Source organism: Streptosporangium subroseum (assembly GCF_900188345.1).
Lineage (GTDB): Bacteria > Actinomycetota > Actinomycetes > Streptosporangiales > Streptosporangiaceae > Streptosporangium > Streptosporangium subroseum.
This window is the reverse complement of record NZ_FZOD01000072.1, coordinates 48937-50641: the sequence shown is the minus strand read 5'-3', so window position 1 is coordinate 50641 and position 1705 is coordinate 48937. Positions and strand designations below refer to the sequence as shown.

Genomic DNA, 1705 nt, shown 5'->3' with positions numbered 1-1705 from the left:
CGGGTCCGGAGCAGCGCGTGGCCCGTCAAAGAGATTGTGTTGCCCGCGTCCACTATGTGATTCTGAAACAGCAAACACCGCCGCCTAGCCTCGTGTTGAACGAGGACGGGTGTGAGTGTGGTGGTTGATTGTTTAATAGGGTTACGGCGGTTATGGCGAAGGGGAAACACCCGGTTACATTCCGAACCCGGAAGTTAAGCTCTTCAGCGCCGATGGTACTGCACCGGGGACGGTGTGGGAGAGTAGGTCACCGCCGGACAATCTTTTCAGAGAAGGCCACCCCGTCAGGGGTGGCCTTTTCTGCGTTCACCCACCCGCATGCACGAAAAGGGGGTTCACACCACACGGTGCGAACCCCCCTTTTTTTGTGTGTCCGGGGAGGGGGCCGCACCGCGCGGTACGGACCCCTTTTTTCGTTTCAGGGCTGGTCCGCTGCCGGCCCGATGGTCACCGACTGTGTATCCGGTATCTGATCTGGCCGCGTTCAGAGGGCTCTCACCGCAAGGCTCTCACCGCGTGATGAGGGCTCCTTTTTCGTTTGTAGGAGCCGATTAGGAGCCGGTATTCCCGGCCCGATGCTCTTTGGCCCGGTCACCGGCCAGGCGCTGGAGGCCGGCTCGGTTTCCAGAGTCGGTGGTTCTGGACCTGTTTGGTCGTCTCGGCCTGATGTCGAGGACCCGTTCGTTGGGCTACCCGGAACCTGTCCGAGCCGGCCCGGCTGTCCCGGGCCTGATACCCAGGGCTGTTCGGTTGTCTTGGGCTTGCCGACTGACTTTGGTGCACATGATCATCTATGGGCACAAGGGATAGGGCGTATGGACTTTCACGAGCTTGCTAGGCTGAGGGGGCCGGGCCATCCCACCGAGGATGGCCTTCGTCGCGCCAGACCACGATAGGGCGGGGCAGCGATAGCGAACGGGGCGCACCCCGCGGCCGGAGACCGCCCGCACAGCGAATCGTCCCATCCATATGAGGAGACGGGACGCGCTCGCCGAGTGAGCAAACGAATGGACCAGAAGTGAACAGTGATAACGGGCGCGACGACGCGGGCCGAGGCGAAGAAGGCGAAAGCCGCGGATCTGGCGGTCAAGGAGGCCAGCGCGGCGACCGCGCAGGTAGCGACAGAGGGCGGCCGGGCGATGGCCCCCGATATGGCGAGCGCCGCGAAGGGAATTCGGGCGGTTCGTACGGGTCTCGCGATCGGGGTGAAAGGCCTCCGTTCAACCGTGACAATCGCGGTGGGGATCGTCCGCCGTTCAATCGCGACAACCGCGGTGGTGACCGGCCGGCATTCAATCGTGATGACCGTCCCAGTGGCGGGCAGAGGCCCTCGTACAACCGCGATGACCGTACCGGTGGTGGCCAGAGGTCTTCTGGGCCGCGTTACGGTGACCGTGATCAGTCCCGTAGCCAGTACGGCGGCAGCGGTGGTGATAGGCCCAGCAGTGGTGGCCAGAGGCCCCCGTTCAACCGCGATAACCGCGGTGGTGACCGGCCGGCGTTCAATCGTGATCGTCCCAGTGGCGGTGACCGTCCTCCGTTTAACCGTGACAATCGCGGTGGGGATCGTCCTGCGTTCAATCGTGATCGTCCTAGCGGTGGGGATCGTCCTCCGTTCAATCGGGACAACCGTGGCGGTGATCGTCCGCCGTTCAACCGCGATAACCGCGGTGGAGATCGTCCTCCGTTCAATCGTGATGACCGT

Annotated in this window: 1 protein-coding gene and 1 rRNA gene; both read left to right on the top strand. The window is 63.4% G+C overall.

Annotation, left to right across the window (positions count from 1 at the left end; translation table 11 throughout):
* Positions 1-142: 142 nt before the first annotated feature.
* Positions 143-259, top strand: a 5S ribosomal RNA gene (rrf, locus tag CHC08_RS40680).
* A 766-nt stretch (positions 260-1025) separates the two neighbouring features.
* On the top strand, positions 1026-1705 hold a 680-nt coding region (locus CHC08_RS50135; protein ID WP_179282502.1), incomplete at its 3' end, for a hypothetical protein.